This is a genomic window from Blautia parvula, assembly GCF_020215665.1.
GTDB classification, from domain to species: Bacteria; Bacillota; Clostridia; order Lachnospirales; family Lachnospiraceae; genus Blautia; species Blautia celeris.
Window position 1 is genome coordinate 1,894,379 of sequence record NZ_CP084061.1, and the last position, 24,960, is coordinate 1,919,338.

Sequence of the window (24,960 nt, forward strand, 5' to 3'; positions counted from 1 at the left end):
AAGGCGTTATAAATGAGATTACTGCTAAAGCTGTTTGCCGTTCCCGTCATGCTGGCGCTGACAATCCTTGCGGCCATGTTGATGTTCCTGTTTGATATCTGTTCGTATCTCCTGACAGTGGCTTCTGTCATAACAGCACTTTTGGGTATCGGGCTTTTCTTTACACCCACTCCGCACGGCGGGTTCATCTTCCTGTTTCTGGCCTTCCTGCTTTCCCCTTATGGATTGCAGGCGGTTGCCGGACTTCTGATTGAGGCGGTGGACGGGCTGGGCAGTTCCCTCCGCCAGTTCCTCGTAAGCTGATACTGCTTCGGGCCACACTGGCCCGAGGCCAATGACGGCGGCTCGCAAGGGCCGCTGTTCTGTTTGGGAAGGAGGGATTCATCTGGCTACCACCACTCTTTTGAAGCGTCACGCCAATGAGGGAGAAACCATAGCCGAGGCAATCCGTGACTGTCTCGACTATGGGAAAAATCCTGAAAAGACGGAGAACGGAAAATACGTTTCCTCATACGAGTGTGACCCGGCTACGGTGGCCGCCGAGTTCCTTTTGGCAAAGGCCAGCTATAAGGCTATCACAGGCCGGGAGCAGAAAAAGGAGGACGATATCCTGTGCTATCAGATACGCCAGTCCTTCCTCCCCGGGGAGATTACGCCAAAGGAGGCAAACCGTATCGGGTATGAGTTGGCTATGCGCTGGACAAAAGGCCGCCATGCCTTTATCGTCACCACCCATACGGACAAGAAACACATTCACTGTCACATTTATTACAATTCAACGACCCTCGACTGCACCCGGAAATTCCGTAATTTCTGGGGCTCGTCATTCGCCCTGCGCAGGCTCTCCGACCGGTTGTGCCTGGAAAATGGGCTGTCCATTGTGGAGAATCCAAAGCCCCGGAGCAAAGGAGATTATAAGAACTACGGCGAATGGCTCCAAAACAGGGAGAGGCCGCTTAACTTTCAGGATAAACTGCGGCTGGCAATCGACACGGCACTGGCAAAGCGCCCCGGCGATCTGGCGGCCTTCCTCTCCCTCATGGAACAGGCCGGCTATGAAATCAAGAAGGTCAGAGGCGGCGGCCTGTCTTTCCGGCTGGCCGGACAGGGGCAGGAACGGTTTACCCGTCTGCGGGCCTCCACGCTGGGGGAAGGGTATGACTTAAAAGACATACTGGCTGTCATAGACGGGAGCCGAAAACACTCCGGCCAAAGCCCCCGCAAGGTCAATCTGCTGGTGGATATTCAGGCAAAGCTGGCCGAGGGAAAAGGGGCGGGATATGAGCGCTGGGCTAAAGTATTCAACTTAAAACAGATGGCCGCCGCACTCGCCTATTTGCAGGATAACGGCCTGACGGAATACGGGGAATTGGAGAAAAAGGCCGCCGAGACAACAGACTGTTTTCACGTCCTCTCTGACCGGATAAAGCAGACGGAGAACGCCATGAATACCAACCGGGAACTGAAAACGGCCACGGTACAGTACGCCCGCACACGGCCTGTCTTTGAGAAATACAAAGCGGCAAAATACAGCCGGAAATTCCTTGCGGAGCATGAGGCGGACATTGAGCTTTACCGGGCGGCACAGGCCGACTTGAAGCGTCTGCTTGACGGGGCGAAGCTCCCGAAGATGGACGTATTAAAGGAGGAAGGCCGGAAACTGGCGGAGCAGAAACGGAAGCTCTATGCAGAGTATCAGAGAGTACGGCGGGATATGCAGGAAGTCAACACGGCGAAAGCAAACATTGATTATCTGCTGGGCTACGCCGGGCAGGACAAAAAGAAAGAACAGGAGCGATAGAGACGGTGAAAATAAGGAGCAAAGCGACGCTGCCACTTCGGGCCAGTATGGCCCGAGGTTCCGGGTTTGGGGCGGGCCCCAACAAGCGTCCTCCGTGCCATCTGTGGCCACGGAGGAATTGCTTGCCATTTAGTGACACCCCGGAAAATGGCGCAAAAAAACAGAGGCTCTTATTCCTGAACCTCCGTTTCCCTTGCTTTTTTCAGCCCTTCGGCTGTGGCCTCCATGACAACAAGCTCCTTCTCATTCATCGCATTGAGCATAACATCAATGTGCTTACGGCAACTTTCCCCGCCCCGCTGATTTTCCTTGTAGAAAAACTGGTCTACGGAAATATCAAACATGGTAACGAGCTTAAAGAACAGATTAAAACTGGGGTGTTGCCCCTTGTTCTCAATATTCATAATCGTGCGGTCAGTTTTTCCAACTAATTCCGCAACATAGGCTTGCGTCCAGCCCCGTTCCTCACGGGCCTTTTTGAGAGCCAGCCCTAAGCCATGAAAGTCAAACTTCCTCTCGTCTTGGTACATATTTTATCACCCTATGTCATTGTACATTTCAGGTGATAGTATTGGAATGTAATAGGATTTTATGCAAGGTGGTATTTTATTTCATGACACACATATAGGAAGGTGATAATAAACGCCTGAAAAAGTTTTTTTATCTTTATGAAATCTTCAAATTTACCATATACACTAATTTCAGACTAAACAATGAAAGGACAAAAAAATTATGGAAATGATTTTGAAAACAAACAGTCTATGCAAAAAGTTCAAGGGGCAGGTGGCTGTCAATGAGGTATCTTTAAATATCCAGAAAAACTCTGTCTATGGCTTACTTGGCCCCAATGGAGCTGGAAAATCTACCACATTAAAAATGATTACCGGGATTCTCCGGCCTACATCTGGGAGCATTGAGTTTGACGGCCACGCTTGGAGCCGAAAAGATTTGAATGACATAGGAACCTTAATCGAAACCCCGCCTCTTTATGAGAACCTGACTGCATTTGAAAACTTAAAAGTGAGGACGGAGCTTCTCGGATTACCAGATAAACGCTGCCATGAAGCGCTTGATATTGTCGGCCTTACGAATACCGGAAAGAAACGGGCAGGACAATTTTCTCTTGGCATGAAACAGCGGTTGGGAATTGCGATTGCAATTTTAAACAATCCCCGCCTGCTGATTTTAGACGAACCTACAAACGGCCTCGATCCTGTTGGTATAGAAGAACTCCGTGAATTGATTCGTTCCTTCCCCTCTAAAGGAATTACGGTAATTCTTTCCAGCCACATTCTTACAGAGGTACAGCAGATTGCCGACCATATTGGCATTATCTCGGAGGGTGTCTTGGGGTATGAAGGTGTTTTACATGCCGAAGAAAACCTCGAAAAATTATTCATGGATATTGTGAAAAAGAACAGAAAGGAAATGTAAGAGTATGAAATATCTTAAATCAGAATATTTAAAATTCAGAAGAACCTTTTCTAATAAGTTACTGGTGATAGCCCCGATTATTACAGCGATTTTTGCGTGGCTTATGGGAGGATTTACCGGGTATCAATATATGTCTCTATTCTGGTGGTACTCCTTTGTACTTCCCGGAACGATTGCGATTCTCTGTCATTTGTCCAATCAAAAAGAACTACGGGCAGATAAATACTATTCCGTATATTCCATGCCAATCAATCTGAAACAATTTTGGATAAGTAAGAATCTGGTCTTAATTAAAAAACTGTTACTTGCCGCTTTTGCTTTAGCGTTGTTGATGTGTGCCAGCAATATCATATCTCCGGCAACCGCTATATTTTTACCGGGTAAATCCATTATCGGCAGTATTGTCATTATGATTGGCTCTATCTGGCAAGTTCCTTTATGCCTGTTTTTGACTTTTAAAGTGGGAATGTTCGTACCTGTTGTAGCAAATACAGCCTTTGGTATTTTTCTTCCCAGCTATTTTGGAAATTCGCCTTTTTGGTGGCTCTTTCCATACTGCTGGGCCCCTAAAATGGCAGAACCGTTAATGGGTATCGGTGTCAATGGAACACTTATTGATTATAACGGGATTCCTGAATTAACTATAGGATTAACTTTGATTTTATCATTACTGCTCTTTATAGTTTTCACAATTTTAGGAGCAGAGAATTTCGGCAGACAGGAGGCAAAATAAAATGTCACTATATAGGGCAGTACGCTCCGAATTAGTAAAACTTCGGCACACACCGTTGTTGCCTATTCATATAATTGTTCCAATAGCCGGGGCAATACTTTTCACAAGTTACTTTGGCCTGTACCGTTCCCAGCCAGATTACAAAAAATATAAGCTGATGTTTGAGATAACAGCTACTTTTTTTCCACTCCTTATCAGCATTATTACCGGTCTGAATACCCTTATGGAAGATCACACAGCACATGCACAGCCGATTCTTTCTGTACCGAAAAGGAAAACTGTTTTTTGTGGAAAGTTTCTCGTCCTCTTGGGCGGTGGCGTTATTTCTCTGGCTAGTATGGTTCTCCTGTTTTCAGCACTGGTGGCAATACAAGGACTGGTTTCATATACGCCGTACCCCATGCTGTTAGAAACTATAACAGTTCTTGCATTTGGAAATATCATTCTATACATTTTTCACTTGTTTATCGGCTTTAAATTCGGACTTGGGCCATCATTGTTTTTAGGCGTGTTTGAGAGTTTGCAAGTAATCATGTATAGCAATATTGTTTTGGCCGGAGTATGGAAGTATATCCCCTTTGCCTGGGCTGTAGATTTAAGTCATTATGTCTTAGACGATAAACTGTCCCTTCACAAAAATGAGGTTTTTATAATGGGGCTTATTACGGTAATTGCTTTTATTGCAGTAACTTTTTGGATTTCACTATGGGAAGGAAGAAAAAACAATGATTAAGAAAATGATTTTACTGGTATCTGCTATTTTGCTGGTTGGTGCAAGTATGACTGGCTGTTCTATTTTGGAAAAAGGAATTGATGAATATTCCAAAGACAAAGAGGAATGTGTACTGAACACGGATAATGTAACACAGTTTACCTACAAAGGGGACAGCTATACTATTCTTGATGATACGCTGTCCAATTCAGAACTTGGAGAATGGGTCGGCTATATCAGAAAACTTGCAGTCACAGATTCAAACGGGAAAATCCTGCTTCAACAGGACACGGAAAAGGCCACTTTTAAAACTTTAGCTGATATTGCTGATTCGGAACCAGACGCCGCCTATATCATTCCATTCTTAAATGTTTATACAGTCAAAGGTGGAAATACACAGGAACTTATTGTTGACGCAAATGGAGGTTATCATAAAGCGGTTCTTAATAGCTTTATTACAGATAAAGATATTATTTTTCGCTACGATCAGCAAACAGAGGAAAAATCGGAAGGGGAATTTACAATAAATACGCAGGATTATACACAGTTATTATGCGGAGATAAGGTCTACCAGATAACAGACGAAACCGTTCCCTATGAAAATATAGGGGAATATATTGATATAATTGCTGAATCCTATACATTTGACAGTGAAACAAAATTACAAATTCCCAAAGAAGAATTAAATCATATTGATTGGAGCGGAAAAGAACAGAGCTCACAAAAACGTGAACAGTGGACAATAGGTGATATACGTGAAATTCTGGGCAAGGATATATCTGATTCTGTGGCGGTGAAAATAAATTCTCAATACCGGGTAGCAAAGTGTCAGTAAACTTTGCAAAATAAAATGATGGTGCTACAATAGTACCGGACTGAAAGGAGGTGCATTTTATGGCAAATATCCTTGCTATAGATGATGAAATTCCTATTTTGGAATTGATAAAAAATGGATTGCAGAAAGACGGACACACCGTTTCCGCATATCCATCTGTTTCACAGATTCCCTTAGAGCACTTAAACCGATATGATTTGATAATGCTTGACGTTATGATGCCTGACACAGACGGCTTTACGTTCTGTAAAAAAATCCGTTCCCTTGTGGATTGTCCGATTCTGTTTCTTACGGCTAAAACATTGGAGAATGATATAACCTTCGGTTTGGGAATCGGAGCTGATGATTATTTGACAAAACCATTCCGAATTGCTGAATTGCGGGCCCGTGTAAACGCCCACCTACGGAGGGAAACCAGAGAAAAACACAGCACAATCGTTTTTGAACATATAAAGGTAGATTTGTCTGCCAAAGAAATCCGGGTTGATGACTGCCCGGTAGCCTTTACAAAAAGTGAATATTTAATCTGTGAATATCTCGCTAATAACAGGGGGCAGGTTTTTTCAAAAGAACAAATTTATGAGGCTGTATTCAGCATTGACGGAGACAGCGATAATTCAACAATTTCTACACACATAAAAAATGTACGGGCAAAATTTAATAAGATGGGGGTACAGCCTATCATTACAGTCTGGGGGATAGGATATAAATGGGAACAAAAATAACAACACTAAAAACAGCTTTTATCAAATACCTTGTCATGCTGGTTGGAGGGCTTGGTTTATCCGTAGTAATACCTTTTATTATTCTATGGCTGTGTGTTAATTTCGGGGTTATCAACTACGCAAATAGAAATGAACAGATAGTAAAAGCGGTTGCTCCTGTTCTGGCTTCAATGCCGGACTTGACCACAATGACTGAAACCATACCAGACGGCTGTGATTACCTTTTGCTGGATAAGTCCTACAACATACTTGAAACAACCTTAACGGATAGTGAACTAAAACCTGCATTAGAATATGCAACAAAAGGTTCTTTACCCCCTGATAACGATAAGCAATTCACATTGGTTACAAGGGATAATGAGTTGATTGTGTTGCAATATTACATAGGCTCACGTTTCTTAAATCCATGGCTAAACAGACACTTGCCTTCCCCGGAAATATTGCTCCTTTGCTTTATTTCCCTGAATGGCATACTTGTATGTGTGCTTTTGACCCTTCACTTTTCCGGGCGTTTGAGGAAACAGCTATTGCCTTTGTTTCATGCTACAGAAGAAATTTCGTCACAAAATCTTGATTTTGAAATAGGAAAATCTAACATTAAAGAATTTGAAGATGTTCTGCTTTCTTTCTCTAAAATGCGGGATAATCTGAAAAACTCTTTAGAGCAACAGTGGGCGGCTGAACAGACCAGAAAAGAGCAAATTGCCGCTTTAGCACATGATTTGAAAACACCTTTAACCGTCATACGGGGAAATATTGATTTGCTGGAAGAAACGCCCTTGAACAGCGAACAGCAGGAATTTATAAAATATGCTTCATTCAGCTCTGAACAGATGGAATCCTATATTAAAACTTTGATTGAACTGTCCAGAGCTTCCATGGAATATGGGCTTTTGATTCAACAGATTCCCTTTTCGTCTTTCTGGGAGAATCTATGTGAACAAATACGGGCTCTTTGTAGCATACGGCATATAAACCTACAAACTGGCACAGATACCCCGCCTGAATACTTTCAGGGAGATAGAATATTGATTGAACGCGCTGTCATGAACATAATCAGTAATGCCTTAGAATTTTCACCTGAACAGAGCATTTTGAAAGTAAAGGCCGGGGGTGACGATAAAACACTGAAACTCTATATAACGGACAGCGGCACAGGCTTTTCACAGAAAGCATTAAAACACGCAAAAGAACTGTTTTTCATGGACGATCAGAGCCGGAGCTCAAAACTCCATTTCGGCATGGGACTATATATTACCAATCATATCGTGGAGCAACATCACGGAAACATGCAGATACAAAATTCAGCGGAAACAAAAGGCGGCGAAGTTATTCTTACCTTCCCTCTTAATCAGGAACAGCAAGCGGCACCACTATAATGCCTTTTGATAGTTGGTGCCCCAATCACAAAGGGCTTTTAAGACGGGCTGAATCGTCTCGCCTAATTCCGTCAGTGTATACTCCACTTTTGGCGGAGTTTCAGGATATACGGTTCGCCTCACTATGCCCTGTTCTTCTAACTCACGAAGCTGTGACGTTAAGGTTTTGGTTGTTATGGCTCCTAACAGCCTTTGTAATTCATTGAAACGGACAGGCCCCTTAGATACATGCCATAAAATACGCAGTTTCCACTTACCGCTTAATATATTCAATCCAACCTCCATTGGACACTGATCTGTTATTGCCATTGTTTTTGCCATATTGAAACCTCCAATCTATAAAGTGTCAAAAAAGATACCACATATCAAAAAAGTGCGTTCTTGTTGGGACACGTCATAAGTGCTAACCTGATTATAGCACTAAAATAAAAAGAAAGGAAATACATCAAATGATTATTGATAGCCATGAGCATGTTATGCTCCCCACCACTATGCAGATTGAAAAATTAAACGAAGCAGGTGTAGATAAAGCGATACTATTTACAACTACCCCGCATGTAGAAAAAGCAAAATCTTCTACATTGAAAGATATAAACAGCGAAATGCAAGCCTTATACCGGCTTTTGAGCGGGGGCTATACACCACAAGAGAGAATGGAAAAGATGAAAGATACGATTGCAGAATTGCAACAGGCAATCTCTGTAGCGCCTGAAAGGTTTTATGGTTTTGGCGCTGTTCCGCTCGGGCTTTCGGAAGATGATACATCAAGCTGGGTTGAAACATACGTCATTGGAAATTCTTTTAAAGGAATTGGAGAATTTACGCCCGGTTCCGAAGCTCAAATTGAGCAGTTAGACACAGTTTTTCAGGCAGTATCAAGCTATGTTAATTTTCCATTGTGGGTACATACGTTTAATCCGGTAACATTAAATGGAATCAAAATACTAATGAATCTATGCAAAAAATACCCTGCGGTTCCCGTTATCTTCGGACACATGGGCGGTTCAAACTGGATGGACGTAATTACTTTTGCAAAAGACAATGAAAATGTTTATCTGGACTTATCGGCAGCATTTACACCTTTGTCAGTAAAAACGGCCTTAACAGAACTACCAGAAAGATGTTTATTCAGTTCAGACGCACCATTTGGCGAACCCAGATTGTCCAGAGAGCTTATCGAATTTGTAAGCCCATCTGCTGAGGTTACAAACATGGCTTTGGGAGATAATATTACAAGGCTTTTAACGCTTTAAATAGAGGAGATTAACAGCATGGAAAATTCACAAAATGCGGTAGCACAGCTAATCAAAAAACTTGGTACTGATAAATGCCAACTATATACTCAACTAAATTCAGACGCAGTTAAAGGCCAGATTGTGCTTGCAGGCGATTCACTTATTGAGAATTTTATGATACCAGAATTATATCACGGCGATAAAATAATATATAATCGCGGGATTGCTGGAAACAGTACCTACGATATTTTAGAACGTCTTGAAACTACTATTATTCCACTACAGCCCAGCAAAATATTCCTTCTTGCCGGGACGAATGATTTTATGCCGCATATTCCAGATAATGATGAACTTTCAATAAGTAAACGTATTATCAAGATATGCGACACATTAAAAAATACGCTTGGCGATTGTACTATTTATGTTATTTCACTTTTCCCAGTGAATTTATCTAACGAGCCAATTATTTATAGAGATTGGCTTATTGGAAAAACTAATGAAAAGGTTCAACGAGTTAATTTGCATTTAAGCAAGCTATGCGGTGAAAGAAATTATAGCTATATTAACGCATTTTCATCTTTACAAGATAAAAATGGACAACTAGATATCTCTTTTACACTTGATGGAACACACCTTAACATTGAAGGGTATAAAATACTTTTAAATCTATTAAGTAAATTTTTTTAAAAATAACATCTACCCTGCGGAAAATAAAAAAAATCGCAGTTTGGTAGTTGTATTGTCATGTAAAAAATATAATTGTTATCAGCAAACGGCGGTTTTGAAAAATCAAAGCCGCCGTTTCTTATACCTCAATGGAGAGGAATGACGACTAATTCCCTGTAATAATGGCGGCTTATGGAGGTAGCCGCCATGACACAAAATAAGCGCCGACAAATTACGACAGGAATCTTTCTGTTAAAAAAAGTCCGTATCCTCCGCAGGGACAGTCCGGTGGCTTATATGAAACATTTTATGCCATAACCGATAATGTAATTTCATGCGCCTGTATAGCTTTTTGCTGTGCAGGCGTTTTTGCGTTCTTACAGACAAACCTCGGGCCAACATGGCCCGAAGCACCACCCCGGTGCCGCTCTCCACCACCTCTATTTCGGCTGCTCATTCACCCAACACCGAAATGGAGGAAATTATGACTACTATAAATCTCCGGGACTATTACCCGTTTTATACCCACGACTGTTTTATTGACGTACCTGACGAAGTGGCGGAACTGTTCAAGGAATTTGACCGCAAGGAGGCCGCCTATCGTCTGCGTACATATCGCCATAAAGCCTACTACTCTCTTGACCGGAATGACGGAATTGAGCATGAGGCGCTTTTCGTTTCCCTCTCTCCCCATGAACTGTATGAGCGCAAAGTTTCCATGCAGGATCTTCATGCCGCCATATCCAGTCTGCCGGAAAAACAGGCGAAGCGTGTCTATGCCCATTTCATTCTTGGCATGAGCCAGACAGAGATTGCCAAAGCCGAAGGTGTCAGTAAAATGGCGGTAAGCTATTCCATTGAACGCGCTTTAAAGTCCATGGAAAAATTTTTAAAAAATGCTCTGGATTGACTTTACAGAGAAGCGATTTTTGAAATGGCTTATGAGAGGCCAACAGCCTCGGGCCAACATGGCCCGAAGAAAAATACGCCTTGACTGCAATTTGAAAGCTGAATAAAAAGATACCCGGATACGAAGGGTTGATGTGTCCAGTGACAGGCCCGCCATGACCTCCATTGTCAGAGAATGGGGAGAGCGAAAAGGCTCATGCCGCAGGCAGGCCGTGGCTGGTCTGCCGGATAAAACACAAAGACTTTGTTACTTGCGTTTAGTCACCGTCCGAGCGTGAAGCGGCCTTGCAAGCCGTGAGCCGTCGCAGGCCATGAGAACGCCTTGCCATAAGAATGGGGAGAGTTGAAATACTATGGGGTGGACATGCCTACACCCGTCCGGGAATCTGATAAGCAACATCATATCATGGGGAGCCACCCGGCCTTACTGTCTTGTGACAGGCCAAATATTCCGGTGCGGCTCCCCTATTTTTCAAGAAGGAGTTTTTCAATGGGAAGAACATTTGAGGAAATTCAGGCTATGGCGGCAGACCCATGGAGTAATGACGCCTGCCGAGGCTATGTTATCTGGGCTATGGAAAGCTGCGGATTTAAGCCAAAGGAAATAAAGCAGGTTGTGGCCGAGTTGTACACGGTATTTGACTACAAGACCATTGAAGAAGCGGCCAAACATTATTATGAAAGTTCTTTTTAACTTCGGGACAGCTTGACCCGAAGTTTTAATTTTGCCCATTTCAAATTTCATCTATAGGATAAGCCTCAAACCGCATATGATGTAGCAAGCATACATAGAGGTGATTGTTATAAAAAGAGGAAAAGAAATCTGTTACTTACTTCAAAAAGCTGACACTGACAGTAATGAAATTGCTGAAAAAAAAGAACGTCTGATAAAGCAGGGGTATCTTGTTGTCACCATTATCGAGGGTGCGGAACACATGGAGAAAGGTTTGCGGGAGGTTGTGAAGAACCATTTCCACTAATCATTCGCAACATTGTGTTATTCCACCTATATAGTACAATATAGGTATAACGATAAGGAGGACGATATTATGATCTCAAAATTAACAGATACCCCTGAAATTATAGATGGCTATGTTCGGCTTTCCAGAGACGATAATAAGCGGAACTACTCGTCTATTGAAAACCAGAAAAAGATTATCCAACAATATGCAGAAGAAAATAACATGATAATCCGCCACATTTATGAAGATGACGGAATTTCCGGCTACTCATTCAACCGACCCGATTTTCAGAAAATGATGGCTAGTCTTGATACCATTAACATAATTGTTGCTAAAGACTTATCCCGAATTGGCAGACACAATGCAAAGGTACTGCTCTTTCTTGAAGAAATGGAGGAAATGGGAAAACGTGTTATCCTGATTGACGATAACTACGATTCTTTTTACTCTGATGATGATATAATCGGTATCAAAACATGGGATAATGAACGTCATGTAAAAAATACAAGCCGGAAGGTAAAGCGAATCAAGCGCATGGAGCAGGAAAGCGGAACGCTTGTCAGCCAGACACCATTTGGCTATACCAGACACCCTCTCAATAAACAGATGATTTTGATTGATGAAGAAGCCGCCGCTATTCTTAATCTGGAAAAGGAAATTTATCTGGACGGCAACGGAATCCGAAAAACGGCTGAAATACTTTCAGAACGTGGTGTTCCCACTCCCAGTATGATAGATAAAGAACGCCATGAATCGTTAGGGCTTGTATATAATAAACAGGTAGCCTATCAGTGGAGTTACGGAATGGTAAAGGACACATTATTCAACGACTATAACAATGGTGTCCTTAGAACACACAAACGGGAACGTGTTACAATAAACGGTAAAGATAAAAAAGTTCCTAAAGAAAATCAATATATTTTTCCGAATCATCACCCCAAAATTTTTGATGATAATACCATGAAGCTGTTAAATGAAGTCAAGGACAGCCGCCATCACAGCCAATACAGAGGACAGAGAGCCCATGTAAACCTTTTTTCCGGCTGTCTGTACTGTAAAGATTGTGGCTGGAAACTAACAGCTATTAACCGACCTAACCGTGGGAAATACTATGTATGCGGCACATACAATAAGAAGGGAAAGCAGTTTTGCCAACACGCCCATCTTGTAACAGAAGAAACCCTGATGGACGCTCTTGTAAAATATCTGGTTCTCTGCCGTGACAGTCTGGCAGATATTATCCAGAATTTTGACTTGTCAAAGTTAAAGGTAGAAACCTACACTCCCACTGACAGCAAACAGCGCTTAGAGGCCGAACTTGAAAAAGTCAAGGAAGAACTAAAGGTTCTCATAACACAAAAGGTAAAGGAGATTACCGCCAATCCTTCCATGAATGAAATTATCACTGAAACCTATGCGGCCCTTCAAAGTGATAAAATGGAGCGTATCTCCGCTATTGAAAAAACGTTGCAGGATTTAACAAAGGAGCCGCATATCCCCTCCACCACAATCAAACCCAGCTTACAGACGGCGCTGGATATTCTGAACGAGGTTCTTGAAAAGAAAGAACTAAGCAGAAAAGATATTGAGGTTCTGGTTGAGAAAATCATAGTGGATAAGGACGGCAACGTAGATATTTACCTAAAACACGGCCTTGGCAATCTTGCCGCCTATGATTTTAAGGCAGACAAAGAAAACCTGAAACTGACTATGCTGATTGAATCTATCCGGCTTTTGGAAAAGGACGAAACGGGCTTTACCTCGGTAAAATTCCTTGCCGACAGCCTGAAAGAGATGGGCTATCCTATGCACAAGAAGAAATTTGTGACTTACATGGAGCACCTACTTGACTTGGGGCTGGTTGAGAAAACAGGAATCTACCATTATCCTTATAGAATCGTGGCTTCTCGACAGCAACTGCGTGATGTGGAAAAAATGTTCATCGTGGTAGGGCAGACTGGCGGCATGCCGGAAATGGTATTTGAATATATCCTGAAACAGAACGGTCTTGACCCACAGAAGGATATGAACATTGACCAGAGTATTGATTTCGGCTCCACTGCTGCCGCTTTTTCCGGAGGACAGGGTGACTTCACCGTGGAATTTGAACCAAGCGCCACTGCCCTGGAAAAAGAAGGAGCCGGTTATGTGGTAGCCTCCTGCGGCGTGGATTCCGGTTATGTCCCCTATACGGCTTACAGTGCCAAAAAAAGCTTTATGGAAAAGAACCCGGAGATCGTACAGGGATTCGTCAATGCCCTGCAAAAAGGTATGGACTATGTGAATACCCACACCGCGGAAGAAATCGCCAAGATCATCAAACCTCAGTTCAAGGAAAATGACCTGGATACCATCACCACCATTGTAAAACGTTACAAGGACCAGGATACCTGGAAGGATAACCTGATCTTTGAAAAGGATAGCTTTGAACTTCTGCAGGACATTCTGGACAGCGCCGGGGAATTGAAAGCCAGAGTTGCCTATTCGGATCTGGTCATCACGGATTATGCCGAGACGGCTGCAAAGTAATTCTGATAATTTCCCGTAACATCTTGCAATATCGTTTTTAATCTGATATTATATCATTATATCACATTTTATATCTGACACATGTAAAAGGTGATATAAATCCTTTGAACTTCTTGCTGTAAAAAGCGGCTGTGCTGTCAGCATCTTCACTGACAGCCCAGCCGCTTTTTCGCATTATCTTTTCATCAGATCTCGTACCAGATGATCTCATTGGCATCCAGATGCAGCGCAAAGCTGCTTCCGTCCCCTTTATATACCACAGTATCCTGCGGTTCATAGGTATTGTTGACTACACAGTATTTTCCGTTCTTTACATAGGCGTGTACTTCCACATTGTAGTTCTCAGAGAACCATCTGTGCAGATTCTCCTCATCGTGGGATGACCAGAGGATCGCCCTGTAGAGAAGCCTGCTGTTCTCAAAGCTGTAAGGCAGTCCGCTGATATACACACTTCTGCCCTCTCCGAAATCATTGGCCGCAAGCTGTACTTCCTTATCCACCTGCCTGATGATGGTGGTTTCCGGGAGTGCGAAGATGCTCTTCTGTCCCTCACCGAAGTCCACTTCCCCTCTGCAGTCCTCTGTGATAAAGTGCTCATGCTCTTCCCAGTTGTATTTGTCCACATTGAGGGTGAATCCGTTTTCTTTCTCCACTCCCATGACACCGGAGAGCTGGAAGTAACGTCCCTCCCGCTGGCAGGCTGTAGGTTCACCCACGCCGATGAATCCGCCGCCTTCGTATACAAAGCGTTTCACGGCTGTCAGGATCTTCTCATCAGCCCAGTTCTCCCCGCCGGAATATGCCGTGTAGGCGCCTCCCACATTGAGAATAACATCAATATCTTTCAGGATATCCGGATTCTCTCTGATATCATCAAAGCTGATAAATTTCACATCAAAGGGGGCACCGCTCAATGCCTCGATGATGCCTGCATAGGAATAATTCTGTTTGTAATAGATCGCATGGTGTACCATATGGTTGCCCCAGGCGCGCATTTTGCCCCAGCTGTTCAGTACAGCCACACGTTTTACACAGTAAGGTGTGGTTCCTTTTATGTTGTTGTACAGGGTCCTGAACTCCTGGCAGACGCTCTCCACATAGTCGATGAAATCCGGGAACTGCATAGCCAGCTTCAGGTATCCGCCGTAACCGATCCGGTCGATGGGCTTTCTAAGGATAGCTCTTCTGGCTGTCACCCAGTTTACCTTTGCCTCCTTCACCGGGTCACCGCCCTCGTGGAAGGTATCCGGGAAGAAGTAGGGAAGAAAACGTCCCTCTGTATAGTTTACGCCCTCAATATCGCTGATCAGTCGCAGAGTAGAACCATTTCCCACACTTCCCACTACCGCATCCAGGCCGATGGATTTGAACTCCTCCATAAACGGTTCGGTACCGATCCAGTGGTCGCCCAAAAACATCATAGCTTCCTTGCCGCACTCGTGTGTGATATCCACCATTTCTTTTGCAAGCTTGGCAACCTCACGCCTCTGGAATCTCTGGAAATCCCGGAATTCTTTTGACGGAATGCGGTATGTATTGTTCATATAGCCCTGGTCAATGATGTATTCCGGGCGGAACTTATAGCCTGCCTCAGCCTCAAACTGCTCCAGGATATATGGGCTTACAGACGCGGAATAACCGTACCAGTCCACATATTTTTCCCTTGCCAGCTCATCAAAGATCAGGGTGAACTGATGGAAAAAGGTGGTGTAGCGGATCACATCAATGTGAGGATTGTCCTCAATATATCTGCGCAGCCTCTCCATGGAGAATTTATGGGTTTTCGGCTGACGTACGTCAAAGGTGATCTGCTTTTCCACGTCCTTCCAGTCATTGGTCACCGCGTTATACATATGTACCGGGTCCCACATGATATAGGCAAGAAAACTCACAGTGTAATCATGGAATGCGATCGTCTCATGGATGGTCACGTCCCCTGTCTCCTCACTGTACTCCCACTGTGCAGGGGGAACCACTTCACCGGTGGTACGGTCAATCACTTCCCACCAGCGGGTGATATCATCTCTGGAATTGACTTTCAGCATATCCGGATACAGATGATTCATCAGATGGATGCTGAGCTCATTTCCCGCCGCGTTGTAGAAAGGTGTCATAATGTACATCTGCTGAATCTCATCCGGGTTGGCTTTTGCCCATGTGTTGTCTTTCCTGGTGGTGTAATAAGTCGAGTAAACCTTTGCATCCACATCCCGAAGCTGGGCCGGATAATCTGTTCCGTCACAGTCACGGATGGCATCTGCGCCCCACCGCTTTACAAGCTCCAGTGTCTCCGGAACCACATCCACATCTGTGGGAATCGTAACACGCCCCTTCATTTCTGCTTTTTCACTCATAAGAATCTCCTTTCATCCGGTAAAAAATTTCAACTTTTTCCTCCCCGTAAGAACACTGCCGCGCGCTCCGGGAACTCTCGTTTCACTATCTATAGCATACGCAAAATTTCGTCATAAGTCTATCGCCTTCTTGCTCATAATATTATATATATTGCTTTTTTATGTTTCATTCAAACAATAAAGATGGGGTAAATACAGCATTTTTCTAAAAAAACAGACGTACGGATATTAAAATCCTGTACGTCTGTTCGTCTCTGCCTGCTCTTTAGGAGACCGGCCTGTTTATGGCTTTTATTACAACCAGTACAATCAGCATGAGAAGAATCGCAATGGGAAGGGCAATCCATGCTGTCTGTACAAATCCCGCGATGATGTAGGATACAAAGCTGACTGCTGCCGCTGTTATGGCGTAGGGAAGCTGTGTGGAAACATGGTTCACATGGTCACACTGGGCTCCGGCGGACGCCATGATGGTGGTGTCGGATATGGGAGAACAGTGGTCACCGCACACAGCACCTGCCATACAGGCGGAAATGGAAATGATCATAAGCTGCGGATTGGAATTGGCGAACACGGAAACCACGATGGGGATCAGGATACCAAAGGTTCCCCAGGAGGTTCCTGTGGCAAACGCCAGGCCGCATCCGACTAAAAAGATGATGGCCGGAAGCAGGTTCATAAACCCGTTGGCACTGGACTGCACCAGATTCCCCACATACTCTGCCGCACCTAAGCTGTCTGTCATGGCTTTCAGCGTCCACGCAAAGGTCAGGATCAGGATAGCAGGAACCATGGCTTTAAAACCATCCGGGATACATGCCATACACTCCCTGAAGGAGAGCACCCGGCGCGCAATGTAAAGGATCACCGTGATCACCAGACCGAAGAAACTGCCCAGCGCAAGGCCTACAGATGCATCGCTCTGTGAAAATGCCTCCACAAAGCCGGCTCCCTCAAAGAAACCGCCCGTATAGATCATACCGATCACACAGCATATTACAAGACATAAGATAGGAATGACAAGGTCCATGACTTTTCCTCTCGTGTTTTCCTTCTCTGTCTCCGCGCTGGCATAAGGGCGGCCCGGTGTGGTATACAAATCACCGTTCTTTGCATTTTTCTCATGCACTGCCATGGAGCCGAATTCCACTTTCATTAGTACCATTCCCACCATCATGACAATGGTAAGAAGGGCGTAGAAGTTATAGGGAATAGCCCGCACAAAAAGGGAAAGACCATCCTCTCCCTCCACAAATCCGCTGACTGCAGCAGCCCATGAGGAAATAGGAGCGATGATGCAGACTGGAGCGGCTGTGGCGTCAATGAGGTAAGCCAGCTTTGCCCTGGAAACCTGCTGCTTGTCCGTGACCGGACGCATAACGCTGCCCACGGTAAGGCAGTTAAAATAGTCATCAATAAAGATCAGCACACCCAGCAGAATCGTGGCAAGCTGCGCGCCCACACGGCTTTTGATATGTTCGCCTGCCCAGCGTCCGAAGGCCGCAGAACCTCCCGCGTTGTTCATGAGACATACCATAACGCCCAGTATCACAAGGAATACCAGGATACCCACATTGTAACTGTCGGAAAGCACGCTGATAATGCCTCCCTGGAAAATCTGTGTCACAGTTCCCTCAAAGGAAAAGTTGGAGTAAAATACAGCACCCACTAAAATACCGATAAACAGGGAACTGTATACCTCCTTGGTGATCAGTGCCAGCGCAATTGCCACAATGGGCGGCACCAAAGCCCAGAAGGTGGCGTACATCTTCGGCACATACTCTGTCTCGCCTTCCCCGGCAAATACCGTGACTGCGCACAGCAGCACCACAAGCGCCGCGGACACCCACATGGCCCATCTTCTTCTCTTGTTTCGCATTAGAAAACATCCTCTCTTTCTTTTCCCGGTTTCTGCCCTGTACTGCAGTGCTTTCCATTATTTAGGATAACAAAAAGCCATGAACGGCAATCCCTTACGGGAACGCGTTCATGGCAGTAAAATCTCTTTTCCTGTCCAAGATGATAGCGCTCCACTTCCAGTGACAGTACGACGCATCTTATGCGGCGTCCCAGAAACAGACACCCGGGCGGGTATCCATCCCTTCGGCAGTTTCCCCTTTCTCTCCGGCGGCCGCCCGGCCCTTTTTCGCGGAAATACTCTTGAAACCTGCACCTCTATCATTCTGCCGTTCCTGACACTTCGTCAGAAACCGTTTTTATATCTTTTTTATCATAACATTATTCTCTCAGAAATCCAAGTATTTTTTGACATTTTTCTTCTTCATTCCCCCGGATTGGTACAGTTCACTCCCAATGGTGATCCTTTACGTCTGACTCCCACGAGACAGGCACATAGGGTGGCCGCAGCTTTTCCCTGCTTTACAGATAATTTAAAGGAATATTTGGGGTTTTGTATGTAATTTTAAGGAGTCTGACTACGGTTTCTTCCCGCTTTACATATAATTTAAAAGGGACCTTTCATTTTATTATGTAATTTTAAAAGGCCCCATCATATTATCCTCTTGTTTTACAGATAATACTGAAAAAATCTGGAGCTTTCGTATGTAATCTTATGGAATTTGCTTGCTGATTCTCCTCTTTCTACAGATAATTCATAAAAAGCTCTTGGAATCTATATGTAAATCAAATCACTGCGTGCCCAGCAAAACGCTTCGTGATACACAGATATGTTGCATTCTGCTCCATATCACACCGGCTGCCTCTGCCGGGCTGACGGATTCTGAACTATTGCGATTAATTTCCCATATATATAGAATGCTTTCAGAAAACATGTTATAATGACTGTAAGAATAAAGAATTAATGACACCCGACAGCATCAAAGTTTCATATAGGAGGGATGGATATGGCGAACCGTATTATAACGATTAACCGGATGTACGGAAGCAATGGACGGCTTATCGGAAAAGCGCTGGCTGAGAGGCTCGATATTCCGTTTTACGACAAAGAACTCATTACCCTGGCAAGCCAGGAAAATGATATTCCCCTGGAAGAACTGAAAAAAGTGGATGAGAAGAAAGCAAACCAATGGCATCTGCCCATCAAAGACGCTATGCAGATGGAACCGCAGTACCACTTTCAGCCGATGAACGACGTGCTTTTTGAATCCCAATCTAAAATCATCCATGACCTGGCAGAAAAAGGAGACTGTATCATCGCGGGACGCTGTGCGGACCAGATCCTAGAGGGCAGATGCAAAAGCGTTTTCATTTTCGCCCCCTTTGAGCGCAGGGTAAAAAATATCATGGAACGGATAGGCAGGGAGGAGCGCAGCGCCCGCTCCCTGGTAAAGAAAATGGATAAAAGGAGACGTTCTTACTACGAATATTTTACAGACGCAAAGTGGCTGGATATGACTCACTATGACCTCTGTATTGACAGCAGCAAGTTCTCCGAGAAACACATTCTGGATATGCTGGAAGCTGTCTACAGGGATATGTAAACAGGAAATGCTTTGAGGGACATCCCAGGATGTCCCTTTTTTCACAGCCTGACAGAAACATAGGTTCCGTCCTTACCTGTGACATTTACGATTTCCAGGCCCTTGAACTGCCGCAGTGCATGATAGCATTCCCGGTACGCCCGGCGGAGGAATTTCTTGTCCACCTCTTTTCCGCAGAGAGCAGGCAGTGCACTCTGCATTTCCCGGATTGTACGCTCCGGGATGCAGGCTATGGCGATTCCTCCAAACCTTAACGGTACCGGTATAAAAAGGCGTACATCCTTAGAGCGTATAATGATTCTCATCTTCTCTCCCCTTTGCTTATCCCACGTAAACCTTTACGATATCACCGTTTTTCGATTCCACGTTCACGATATCGCCGATGGCCTCAGCATCTAAGCAGTCCACAACGGTATCCAGAATCTCCGTAAGCTCGATCCCCTGCAGGCTCTCACTGACAGCAGGAAGCTTTCCTGTCACTTTTAAGATCTGGCGGATGGCTGTTACCGGGAGCTGCACGTTCACTTTATCCCCTTCACTGCTGTCCACTACAATACGCACCATGCGCTTGTCATACTCCAGATTGACCCGCTCCGTCTCTGCCACTTCATAGGACGCGGCTTCCGTCTCCTTCTGCGGTGTCAGGGCCGTGAGAAATTCTGACGCCTGTTCTGCCGTAATTTTTCCTTCTTCCAGCATTTTTAAGATTCTCAACTGTTCTTCCATAACGTTCTCCTTTTATTCTCTCATTTTATTTCAATTTTTATTTCATTTGTTCCAGAGCTTCCTCCGGTGTGATTTCTCCCCGCTCCAGGGCGTCCAGGATTTCCTTCTTTTTGTTGTCAGGCGCCGGCGCCGGTTTGTAGCCCAGTTTCTCTATGACCTCATCCAGACGGGAACGGACGGTGGGGTAAGAGATTTTCAGTTCTTTTTCCACTTCTTTGATGTTGCCGCGGCAGCGGATGAAGGTCTCAATGAAGAAAAGTTCCTGCTCGGACAGGTAATCAAATTTGTTCAGGCGGAAATCATTTTCGATGACCGTATCACATTTGTCACATTTTAATTTGATCACCTTGAGCCGGCCGCCGCAGACAGGACATTGGCTGATTACTTTATACATTTGTTTTCCTCCTTATGTTTTATATCATAAACCTCTTTTTCGTATATGTCAATATAAATATTGATATTTTCAATTATATACTTAATTATTTTAATATCTATATTCAATATATTAATTTCTTCAAACTGATTCTTTCATAATATCAACTTACACTCCTCTTTTTGCATTCTGTCTTATACAAAAAACGGAGCCGGTACTTTAATGTACCAGCTCCGCCAGTTGTTCCAGAACGCTCCGCCCGCCGCCCAGGGTGATATTTCCCACCTTGTCGCATATTTTCTCCAGATACTCCATCTCCTTTAACTTATACAGTGTCGTATTCTCCTCCATCAGCCGTGCTGTGTTCAAAAGGCTTCTGGTGGATGCCACTTCCTCTCTTCTCATGATGACATTGGCCTGGGCCTTCTTCTCCGCCACCAGAACCGTATTCATAATGTCGCGTATCTCACCGGGAAGAATGATATCCTTGATTCCCGCACTCAGCACTTCCACGCAATACTGCTCCTGCGCCTCCTGAAGCTTTCTGAAGATAAACTCCCCGATTTCTTCCTTCTGAGCCAGCAGTTCATCGAGCCGGAAATGTCCTATGTAATCTCTTATGGTAAGCTGGGCAAATGTATACAGAAGCTTTCCCACCTCATCCATCCGATTCACCAGCCGTTCCGGGTCTGTGATCTGGTAATTGACTGTCACATTCAGGCGCACGGACACCTTGTCTGCCGTGAGGATTTCCTGACCGCTGATTTCCAACTGCTGAATCTTGAGATCGTATACCCTGCAGGTCACTTCTTTTCCGTAATTCCAGAAAAAGTATGTGCCCTGTTCCAGCTTCCTTTCAAACCGGTTGTCAAAGTAGAGAAGTCCGGCCTCCCCATCTCTTATCACTATCTTCCTGTAATATTTTACCGGAAGCAGGTCTATGTACATTCTCGGCAGGCTTTCCTGCATGTAGGGATTGGTGATATCAAAGATCCGAAAAGTGTTCTCCTGGAAAACATTCCAGTAGTAAGTTTCCGGTCTCACCACCACATCCTGATATGCCTGGTTCACAAAGTGAAGGGCTATGCTGGTGTCCGGAAGCTGTATTTTCACCACGCGGCTTGAAAATGCTTCATGCTGCATCAAGACCTCACAGGGAATGCCGCAGCAATCTACTTCCCCTGTCATGTCCACAGTCAGTACCTCATATCCCAAAGCCCTCGGATAGCGGTATTTTCCCGCTGTGAGCAGTTTTATAAACTTTCCGTTTTTCATCAGATATCCGCATTGCTGTTCTTTGATCAAATATTTCATCTCTTCTGCCTCTTTTCTTTTTTGGATTCCGAAAAGAAAATGTCCCGCTTCATCCTATGGCAGCGGACTCTTCCTTCAGTTTTTCTTCCCGTACAGGCAGGCCGCACAAGACCCCTGCGTCTGGCTGCAGGTTCCGAAAAACGGTATCCGGAAAAGTTCAGGCCGCTTTTGGACTGCCGCGGACGGCCAAAGCCGGGACTTTTTCTTTTCTCATTTCATGGTTTTTTCGTGTGATTGCTATACCAGCTTAGCTACATGTATCATCATGGCGGGAGTCGAACCCGCGGCAAATCCGTTCTTCCCGGTATCCGGCATACCTCTTCCGCTACGGCGGCGGCACCGCAAAGGCTCCTTTTTTCGGAAAACCTTGTGCTGATGGAAAGCAGGAAGTTTTTGTATCTCTGATACACCGTTATCATACCGGGAATTTCTGGAAGAATCATTTAAAAAAAGATGCGAAGTTGATTTTGCAGACTGCAGATAGTAGAATAGAGAGATACACAGGAGGTGTGCCATGTCGGAATATCAGGAGCTTATAAAGAATTTTGAGAGAATCCGGGACTATATGCGGCAGTTTTTCGTGTATGGTTTTAAGGTCCGCGGGGATTATAAAGGAAAAAGCGCCCGCACGTATGACAACGAGAGAAGGCGCATAGAAAGTTTTCTGACCGGTTACACCAGATCGGAATATACCGCCAAGGGCAAGAAAATATATATCAATGTGGACAGCAAAACCATACCGGAAAATCCCCTGTACGCTGCCTGGAAGTCCAAAAGCTTTACAGACAATGATATTATGCTGCACTTTTTCCTGCCTGCTCTTATAAAGGACAGCCCAAATGGACTTACCAGCAGTGAAGCCGCGGAACAGATTTCCCTTGTCTTTCAGGTTGTCTTTGACAGCCAGACCGTCCGTCTGAAGCTGAAAGAATATGAAAGACTGGGTATCTTCACATCCCGGAAGGAAGGCAGGGAGCTGCGCTATTTTATCGCCCCGCCGCTGCCCATGGAGTCCCCTTCCCACAAAGGACTTTGGAATCATATGATCCGGGCCGCTGCTTTTTACCAGGGCGTATCCCCTTTCGGCATTGTGGGAAGTACTCTGCTTGACAGGGAAGAAAAACGAAACTGCTTTTTCCAGTATAAGCACCAGTTTCTCGTACATACGCTGGAGGATGAAGTCCTTCTGGACCTGCTCCTTGCCATGCATGAAAAAAGAGCTGTGTCCTTTCAAAACAACAGCCACCGAAATGGATCCTCCGTCACTTTTTGGGGCATTCCCCTGAAAATATTTGTAAGTACACGCACCGGACGACGTTACCTGTGCCTGTATCTCACAGCAAGGCACCGTTTTCAAAATGTCCGCCTTGACAGCCTGACAGATATAAAGCTTCTGGAGCCTTTTCCGCAATATAGGGACCTGCAGAAAAAACTGGAGAAAAACATGCCCCGCTGTTTCGGCGTCTCTTTCGGAGGCCGCAGCCGCATGGAGGAGCTCCATATGGAATTGTATATCCATGAGCCAAAAGAGTCTTATGTGCTGGACCGGCTGTCCAGGGAAGGGCGGGGCGGCCAGATTAAGAAAATCGGAAGAAACAAATATCTGTACAGCGGATATTTTTATGATACCAATGAGATGCTGTCATGGGTAAAGACCTTTACCGGCAGGGTGCTGGACATCCGGGGCAGCGCCCCCGCCTCCGTCCGCAAAGTCACCGATGACTGGGCGCGCATGTATGAAATGTATTGCGCTCCCAAAGAAAGCGAAGTATGACAGGAGTTTATAATGGGTGAAATACGTTTTGATATCTTTGATAAAGTTTACAGTTGTTATTACAGAGTTGTCCAAAAGATTCTGGAGGAGGCCAAAAGCCATCCTATCACCAGAAAGGATATGGAGACGATCGCTGCTGCCTACGGATACGGGGAGAGCGCCCTCACCATTGTCCCGAAGCTGTTAAACAGAGAATGGGACCTGCTGCGCACCGAGGATGGAAAAACCTTTGCCCCGAAAACCGTTCCCGGCAGGCTTCCCCTTACCCTTTTGCAGCGCTCCTGGCTGAAAGCCCTTCTCGCTGACAGAAGAATATCCTGTTTTCTCACCCCGGAGGAGCAAAAAGAAGCAGCACATTCCCTGCGGGACGTGGAGCCGCTTTTTGGGCAGGCGGATTTCCACTATTTTGACCGCTGTCTGGACGGGGATACTTACAGCTCGAAAGCCTACCAAAAGCATTTCCGCACAGTTTTGGAAGCTTTGGAACAGGGTCTGGTCCTGCGGATCTCTTACTGCGGCAGACAGGGCGCGGTCTCCCGGTTTGAAGCTGCGCCCTATCAGCTTCAATACTCGGAAAAAGATGATAAATTCCGCCTCTGCTGTCTGAAAAAGACAGGGGGACGCTTTTCCCTCAATACAACATTAAACATGAACAAAATAGCCGGCTGCAGCCTCACATCCGTTAAAGTACCCAAAAAGGCTTTGGCGCTGCGCTTTTCTCCCATACAAAAATCCAGAGAACCCGTTCTTCTGGAAATCAGCAAAGAACGAAATTCTCTGGAGCGCTGTATGCTTCATTTTGCCAACTATGAAAAGCACACGAAATATGATGAGGAGCGTGATGTCTATTACTGCAGCATTTATTATGACCTGGCCGATGAGACGGAACTGCTCATAGATGTGCTGTCCTTCGGGCCTGTCATAAAGGTGCTTGGTCCCGCCTCTTTTCTCTCCCAGGTGAAGCAGAGAGTGAGGCGCCAGTATGAAATGCTGAACAGCCAAACACATACTTCCCGAAATCTGCCGGAATGAACGTGT

The 24,960-nt window shown here is 45.0% G+C and carries 23 protein-coding genes, 2 pseudogenes and 1 riboswitch; of the genes and pseudogenes, 17 read left to right on the forward strand and 8 right to left on the reverse strand.

Going from position 1 to position 24,960, the window contains the following annotated elements:
* Positions 1-12 precede the first annotated feature (12 nt).
* On the forward strand, positions 13-303 hold the full coding sequence (locus tag LC508_RS08950; protein ID WP_009296711.1) for a CD1845 family protein: 291 nt from the start codon (positions 13-15) through the stop codon (positions 301-303).
* An 82-nt stretch (positions 304-385) separates the two neighbouring features.
* Positions 386-1,801 carry a relaxase/mobilization nuclease domain-containing protein gene (locus LC508_RS08955; RefSeq protein ID WP_025491495.1) on the forward strand — a complete coding sequence of 472 codons (1,416 nt, stop codon included), beginning with the start codon at positions 386-388 and terminating at the stop codon, positions 1,799-1,801.
* Positions 1,802-1,971: 170 nt separating this feature from the next.
* Here LC508_RS08955 and LC508_RS08960 read toward each other — a convergent pair whose 3' ends face one another.
* Complete coding sequence (locus tag LC508_RS08960) at positions 1,972-2,331, reverse strand: helix-turn-helix transcriptional regulator (RefSeq protein ID WP_009296713.1); 360 nt, start codon at positions 2,329-2,331, stop codon at positions 1,972-1,974.
* A 202-nt stretch (positions 2,332-2,533) separates the two neighbouring features.
* Between LC508_RS08960 and LC508_RS08965 the strand changes: the two genes are divergently transcribed.
* The 6 genes from LC508_RS08965 to LC508_RS08990 are packed head-to-tail and all read left to right on the forward strand — an operon-like array spanning position 2,534 to position 7,619.
* Positions 2,534-3,235 (forward strand): lantibiotic protection ABC transporter ATP-binding protein, encoded by a 702-nt coding sequence (locus LC508_RS08965; protein WP_009296714.1) that lies wholly within the window; start codon positions 2,534-2,536, stop codon positions 3,233-3,235.
* Positions 3,236-3,239: 4 nt separating this feature from the next.
* Positions 3,240-3,968, forward strand: coding sequence for a lantibiotic immunity ABC transporter MutE/EpiE family permease subunit (locus LC508_RS08970; RefSeq protein WP_009296715.1), 729 nt, complete (start codon positions 3,240-3,242; stop codon positions 3,966-3,968).
* Between the two features lies 1 nt (position 3,969).
* Positions 3,970-4,701 (forward strand): lantibiotic immunity ABC transporter MutG family permease subunit, encoded by a 732-nt coding sequence (locus tag LC508_RS08975; RefSeq protein ID WP_009296716.1) that lies wholly within the window; start codon positions 3,970-3,972, stop codon positions 4,699-4,701.
* Positions 4,694-5,515, forward strand: coding sequence for a NisI/SpaI family lantibiotic immunity lipoprotein (locus LC508_RS08980; RefSeq protein WP_009296717.1), 822 nt, complete (start codon positions 4,694-4,696; stop codon positions 5,513-5,515). Before LC508_RS08975 ends, LC508_RS08980 begins: the two co-directional genes overlap by 8 nt.
* Before the next feature lie 59 nt (positions 5,516-5,574).
* The gene (locus LC508_RS08985) at positions 5,575-6,240 is read left to right on the forward strand and encodes a response regulator transcription factor (RefSeq protein ID WP_009296718.1); all 666 of its coding nucleotides are present in this window, start codon (positions 5,575-5,577) and stop codon (positions 6,238-6,240) included.
* Positions 6,225-7,619, forward strand: coding sequence for a sensor histidine kinase (locus LC508_RS08990; protein WP_009296719.1), 1,395 nt, complete (start codon positions 6,225-6,227; stop codon positions 7,617-7,619). The genes LC508_RS08985 and LC508_RS08990 overlap by 16 nt, the downstream gene beginning before the upstream one ends.
* On the opposite strand, the gene LC508_RS08995 is transcribed toward LC508_RS08990, so the two are convergent.
* Complete coding sequence (locus LC508_RS08995) at positions 7,614-7,940, reverse strand: winged helix-turn-helix transcriptional regulator (RefSeq protein WP_009296720.1); 327 nt, start codon at positions 7,938-7,940, stop codon at positions 7,614-7,616. The two genes, LC508_RS08990 and LC508_RS08995, sit on opposite strands and share 6 nt — an antisense overlap.
* 128 nt (positions 7,941-8,068) lie before the next feature.
* On the opposite strand from LC508_RS08995, the gene LC508_RS09000 reads away from it, so the two are divergent.
* From LC508_RS09000 to LC508_RS28555, 6 genes and pseudogenes are all read left to right on the forward strand, one after another.
* Entirely contained in the window at positions 8,069-8,872 is an 804-nt protein-coding gene (locus tag LC508_RS09000; protein WP_009296721.1) for an amidohydrolase family protein, read from the forward strand.
* A gap of 18 nt (positions 8,873-8,890) precedes the next feature.
* Positions 8,891-9,541 carry a GDSL-type esterase/lipase family protein gene (locus LC508_RS09005; RefSeq protein WP_009296722.1) on the forward strand — a complete coding sequence of 217 codons (651 nt, stop codon included), beginning with the start codon at positions 8,891-8,893 and terminating at the stop codon, positions 9,539-9,541.
* Positions 9,542-10,004: 463 nt separating this feature from the next.
* Positions 10,005-10,430 carry a sigma-70 family RNA polymerase sigma factor gene (locus LC508_RS09010; RefSeq protein ID WP_009296723.1) on the forward strand — a complete coding sequence of 142 codons (426 nt, stop codon included), beginning with the start codon at positions 10,005-10,007 and terminating at the stop codon, positions 10,428-10,430.
* A 489-nt stretch (positions 10,431-10,919) separates the two neighbouring features.
* Entirely contained in the window at positions 10,920-11,123 is a 204-nt protein-coding gene (locus LC508_RS09015; RefSeq protein WP_009296724.1) for a hypothetical protein, read from the forward strand.
* Positions 11,124-11,478: 355 nt separating this feature from the next.
* Positions 11,479-12,588: pseudogene (locus tag LC508_RS28550) on the forward strand (recombinase family protein); the annotation flags it as partial.
* Positions 12,589-13,314: 726 nt separating this feature from the next.
* Positions 13,315-13,920: pseudogene (locus LC508_RS28555) on the forward strand (ABC transporter substrate-binding protein); the annotation flags it as partial.
* A gap of 185 nt (positions 13,921-14,105) precedes the next feature.
* Here LC508_RS28555 and gnpA read toward each other — a convergent pair.
* Together gnpA and LC508_RS09035 are read right to left on the reverse strand one after the other, a co-directional pair.
* The gene (gnpA, locus tag LC508_RS09030; RefSeq protein WP_033140943.1) at positions 14,106-16,274 is read right to left on the reverse strand and encodes a 1,3-beta-galactosyl-N-acetylhexosamine phosphorylase; all 2,169 of its coding nucleotides are present in this window, start codon (positions 16,272-16,274) and stop codon (positions 14,106-14,108) included.
* Between the two features lie 265 nt (positions 16,275-16,539).
* Positions 16,540-18,153, reverse strand: a complete 1,614-nt coding sequence (locus LC508_RS09035; RefSeq protein ID WP_033140942.1) for a Na+/H+ antiporter NhaC family protein — start codon at positions 18,151-18,153, stop codon at positions 16,540-16,542.
* A 136-nt stretch (positions 18,154-18,289) separates the two neighbouring features.
* Positions 18,290-18,460, reverse strand: a riboswitch (Lysine riboswitch).
* A gap of 678 nt (positions 18,461-19,138) precedes the next feature.
* Between LC508_RS09035 and LC508_RS09045 the strand changes: the two genes are divergently transcribed.
* Positions 19,139-19,735, forward strand: a complete 597-nt coding sequence (locus LC508_RS09045; RefSeq protein WP_033140940.1) for a cytidylate kinase-like family protein — start codon at positions 19,139-19,141, stop codon at positions 19,733-19,735.
* A 41-nt stretch (positions 19,736-19,776) separates the two neighbouring features.
* Here the strand turns inward: LC508_RS09045 and LC508_RS09050 are convergent, their stop codons facing one another.
* The 4 genes from LC508_RS09050 to LC508_RS09065 form a co-directional block, all read right to left on the reverse strand.
* The gene (locus LC508_RS09050) at positions 19,777-20,040 is read right to left on the reverse strand and encodes a hypothetical protein (RefSeq protein WP_033140939.1); all 264 of its coding nucleotides are present in this window, start codon (positions 20,038-20,040) and stop codon (positions 19,777-19,779) included.
* A gap of 16 nt (positions 20,041-20,056) precedes the next feature.
* Positions 20,057-20,461: an SHOCT-like domain-containing protein gene (locus tag LC508_RS09055; RefSeq protein WP_033140938.1), complete on the reverse strand. Its 405-nt coding sequence runs from the start codon at positions 20,459-20,461 to the stop codon at positions 20,057-20,059.
* 37 nt (positions 20,462-20,498) lie between these two features.
* Positions 20,499-20,855: a DUF2089 domain-containing protein gene (locus tag LC508_RS09060; RefSeq protein WP_103731269.1), complete on the reverse strand. Its 357-nt coding sequence runs from the start codon at positions 20,853-20,855 to the stop codon at positions 20,499-20,501.
* A 198-nt stretch (positions 20,856-21,053) separates the two neighbouring features.
* Positions 21,054-22,148 (reverse strand): slipin family protein, encoded by a 1,095-nt coding sequence (locus LC508_RS09065; RefSeq protein ID WP_103731270.1) that lies wholly within the window; start codon positions 22,146-22,148, stop codon positions 21,054-21,056.
* Between the two features lie 514 nt (positions 22,149-22,662).
* On the opposite strand from LC508_RS09065, the gene LC508_RS09070 reads away from it, so the two are divergent.
* Both LC508_RS09070 and LC508_RS09075 read left to right on the forward strand, forming a co-directional pair.
* Entirely contained in the window at positions 22,663-23,922 is a 1,260-nt protein-coding gene (locus LC508_RS09070) for a WYL domain-containing protein (protein ID WP_054352914.1), read from the forward strand.
* 12 nt (positions 23,923-23,934) lie between these two features.
* Positions 23,935-24,954, forward strand: coding sequence for a WYL domain-containing protein (locus LC508_RS09075; RefSeq protein WP_054352913.1), 1,020 nt, complete (start codon positions 23,935-23,937; stop codon positions 24,952-24,954).
* Positions 24,955-24,960 lie beyond the last annotated feature (6 nt).

What these genes read in the sequence shown, in the direction of transcription:
- LC508_RS08950 (WP_009296711.1), top strand. Translation starts at nt 13, where the DNA reads ATGAGATTACTGCTAAAGCTGTTTGCCGTTCCCGTCATGCTGGCGCTG.
- LC508_RS08960 (WP_009296713.1), bottom strand. Translation starts at nt 2,331, where the DNA reads ATGTACCAAGACGAGAGGAAGTTTGACTTTCATGGCTTAGGGCTGGCT.
- LC508_RS08965 (WP_009296714.1), top strand. Translation starts at nt 2,534, where the DNA reads ATGGAAATGATTTTGAAAACAAACAGTCTATGCAAAAAGTTCAAGGGG.
- LC508_RS08970 (WP_009296715.1), top strand. Translation starts at nt 3,240, where the DNA reads ATGAAATATCTTAAATCAGAATATTTAAAATTCAGAAGAACCTTTTCT.
- LC508_RS08975 (WP_009296716.1), top strand. Translation starts at nt 3,970, where the DNA reads ATGTCACTATATAGGGCAGTACGCTCCGAATTAGTAAAACTTCGGCAC.
- LC508_RS08980 (WP_009296717.1), top strand. Translation starts at nt 4,694, where the DNA reads ATGATTAAGAAAATGATTTTACTGGTATCTGCTATTTTGCTGGTTGGT.
- LC508_RS08985 (WP_009296718.1), top strand. Translation starts at nt 5,575, where the DNA reads ATGGCAAATATCCTTGCTATAGATGATGAAATTCCTATTTTGGAATTG.
- LC508_RS08990 (WP_009296719.1), top strand. Translation starts at nt 6,225, where the DNA reads ATGGGAACAAAAATAACAACACTAAAAACAGCTTTTATCAAATACCTT.
- LC508_RS08995 (WP_009296720.1), bottom strand. Translation starts at nt 7,940, where the DNA reads ATGGCAAAAACAATGGCAATAACAGATCAGTGTCCAATGGAGGTTGGA.
- LC508_RS09000 (WP_009296721.1), top strand. Translation starts at nt 8,069, where the DNA reads ATGATTATTGATAGCCATGAGCATGTTATGCTCCCCACCACTATGCAG.
- LC508_RS09005 (WP_009296722.1), top strand. Translation starts at nt 8,891, where the DNA reads ATGGAAAATTCACAAAATGCGGTAGCACAGCTAATCAAAAAACTTGGT.
- LC508_RS09010 (WP_009296723.1), top strand. Translation starts at nt 10,005, where the DNA reads ATGACTACTATAAATCTCCGGGACTATTACCCGTTTTATACCCACGAC.
- LC508_RS09015 (WP_009296724.1), top strand. Translation starts at nt 10,920, where the DNA reads ATGGGAAGAACATTTGAGGAAATTCAGGCTATGGCGGCAGACCCATGG.
- gnpA (WP_033140943.1), bottom strand. Translation starts at nt 16,274, where the DNA reads ATGAGTGAAAAAGCAGAAATGAAGGGGCGTGTTACGATTCCCACAGAT.
- LC508_RS09035 (WP_033140942.1), bottom strand. Translation starts at nt 18,153, where the DNA reads ATGCGAAACAAGAGAAGAAGATGGGCCATGTGGGTGTCCGCGGCGCTT.
- LC508_RS09045 (WP_033140940.1), top strand. Translation starts at nt 19,139, where the DNA reads ATGGCGAACCGTATTATAACGATTAACCGGATGTACGGAAGCAATGGA.
- LC508_RS09050 (WP_033140939.1), bottom strand. Translation starts at nt 20,040, where the DNA reads ATGAGAATCATTATACGCTCTAAGGATGTACGCCTTTTTATACCGGTA.
- LC508_RS09055 (WP_033140938.1), bottom strand. Translation starts at nt 20,461, where the DNA reads ATGGAAGAACAGTTGAGAATCTTAAAAATGCTGGAAGAAGGAAAAATT.
- LC508_RS09060 (WP_103731269.1), bottom strand. Translation starts at nt 20,855, where the DNA reads ATGTATAAAGTAATCAGCCAATGTCCTGTCTGCGGCGGCCGGCTCAAG.
- LC508_RS09065 (WP_103731270.1), bottom strand. Translation starts at nt 22,148, where the DNA reads ATGAAATATTTGATCAAAGAACAGCAATGCGGATATCTGATGAAAAAC.
- LC508_RS09070 (WP_054352914.1), top strand. Translation starts at nt 22,663, where the DNA reads ATGTCGGAATATCAGGAGCTTATAAAGAATTTTGAGAGAATCCGGGAC.
- LC508_RS09075 (WP_054352913.1), top strand. Translation starts at nt 23,935, where the DNA reads ATGGGTGAAATACGTTTTGATATCTTTGATAAAGTTTACAGTTGTTAT.